Source organism: Pseudomonas sp. 05N434, assembly GCF_056396965.1.
The window spans coordinates 1-1,743 of sequence record NZ_JBFTMK010000777.1 but is presented as its reverse complement, the minus strand read 5'-3'; the positions used below and the strand labels follow the sequence as shown (position 1 = coordinate 1,743).

General features: G+C 52.0%; 3 protein-coding genes. 2 read left to right on the top strand and 1 reads right to left on the bottom strand.

Annotated features, from left to right (window positions below; genetic code table 11):
- Both AC1DLB_RS29250 and AC1DLB_RS29245 read left to right on the top strand, forming a co-directional pair.
- A partial coding sequence (locus tag AC1DLB_RS29250; RefSeq protein ID WP_477786212.1) for a phage terminase large subunit family protein occupies nucleotides 1-178 on the top strand: 178 nt, incomplete at its 5' end.
- Nucleotides 178-1,188 (top strand): phage portal protein, encoded by a 1,011-nt coding sequence (locus tag AC1DLB_RS29245; protein WP_477779296.1) that lies wholly within the window; start codon nucleotides 178-180, stop codon nucleotides 1,186-1,188. The genes AC1DLB_RS29250 and AC1DLB_RS29245, both read left to right, overlap by 1 nt.
- Nucleotides 1,189-1,234: 46 nt before the next feature.
- On the opposite strand, the gene AC1DLB_RS29240 is transcribed toward AC1DLB_RS29245, so the two are convergent.
- The coding region (locus AC1DLB_RS29240; protein WP_477786211.1) for a hypothetical protein at nucleotides 1,235-1,743 on the bottom strand (509 nt) is incomplete at its 5' end.

Below are 1,743 nucleotides of genomic sequence, written 5' to 3'. Positions count from 1 at the left end.
GTCGCTGATGGCAATCCGCAAAACCGTTACCGCCGGTGGACGCCAGTACACCTACACCGCCGGCCGCAACGACAACACCGGCCACGCCGACCTGGCCTGGGCGCTCTTTCACGCATTGCACCACGAACCGCTTGAGGGGCAGACCACTGCCAACACCGGGCGCATGGAGATTTACTGATGACCGAACAACTCGCCAACCAGACGTTGCCCGCGACCTTACCCAGCACCGGCGCCGGGACTCAGGTGTTTTCCTTCGGCGAGCCGACGCCGGTGCTGGGTGGTCGGGAGGTGTTCGATTACCTGGAGTGCTGGTTCAACGGGCGGTGGTATGAGCCGCCGTTGTCGCTGGATGGTCTGGCCCGGTCGGTGGGGGCGAGCGTGCATCTGCATTCGGGGTTGATGTTCAAGCGCAATTTGTTGAGCAAGACGTTTATCCCGCATCCGCTGCTGTCCAGGGCTACGTTCGAGCAGTTCGCCCTGGACTTCTTGTGTCTGGGCAACGGCTACCTTGAGGGCCGGCGTTCGAGGCTGGGCGGCATTCGCAAACTGGAAGCTCCTCTAGCCAAGTACATGCGCGTCGGGCTGGACGGGCAGTTCTACCAAGTGCGTGGATGGAAGGACGAGCACGCCTTTGAACAGGACAGTATTTTTCATCTGCGCGAGGCTGACTTGCATCAGGAGATTTACGGGTTACCGGAGTGGATCAGTGCCTTGCAGTCGGCGTTGCTGAACGAGTCGGCGACGCTGTTTCGGCGCAAGTACTATGAAAATGGCAGTCACGCAGGCTTCATCCTGTACATGACGGACGCGGCGCAGACGGAGGCGGACATTGATGCGCTGCGCAAGGCGTTGAAGGACTCGAAGGGACCGGGGAATTTTCGGAATCTGTTTGTCTATTCGCCGACCGGGAAGAAGGACGGAATTCAACTGATTCCGGTTAGCGAAGTTGCCGCCAAGGATGAGTTCAACTCGATTAAAAATCAGACCCGAGACGACGTGTTAGCCAGCTTACGTATTCCACCGCAGTTGATGGGGATTGTCCCGCAGAATGCGGGCGGGTTTGGATCTATTAGAGATGCAGCGCAGATCTACGCGGCAAATGAGCTGGAACCAATTCAGGCGCGGATGTTGATTTTGAATGATTGGGTTGGTGAAGATATAATTAAATTTAAATCGTATAATATATAATTTTTTAGGGGGGCACCCGAGCGAAAAATATCGCTCGGGTTAGATTTTAGATTTTAAGTATTTCGCGAGCGCAACTGCCTTTTTCGCTTGTTCCTTCTGTGAAAGTTACCTCTACATCTAAGTATTCTTTATCCAGCATGTTTCGTGGGGTAAGCTCTTTTCGGGGGAAAAATAGGGTGTCACCTTGAATGCTTTGAATAAAGCCGTAGTTTACTCCGGTGCTAGAGTGCACTACTCTTATAACCTTTCCTGAGTTTCTTTCTCCTGCCAAAACCCGTGGTGGTGGAGTCGTGCGCTGCAGCAAGTCATTTGCTTTGATCGAGTTCTGAGAGGTGCAGGATCTTATATATATTTCAAGTCCATTTTGTAATGTTTGTAGAGATTTTGCAGGATATTTTCCAAAGGTGGAATCGATCAGTCCTAAAATTTCGATAGATGCGCTAGGGTCGTTCGTGTTTTGGTAGTAAGTTTCTGCGTCAATTAGATTTTGGCAAAGACGTTTAATTGTCCCATGATCAAAGTCATCGCTTTCGATTGCATTGGACAGAATTGCAA

Excerpts from the sequence above, each read along its gene's own strand:
- AC1DLB_RS29245 (WP_477779296.1), top strand. The coding sequence starts at position 178 with ATGACCGAACAACTCGCCAACCAGACGTTGCCCGCGACCTTACCCAGC.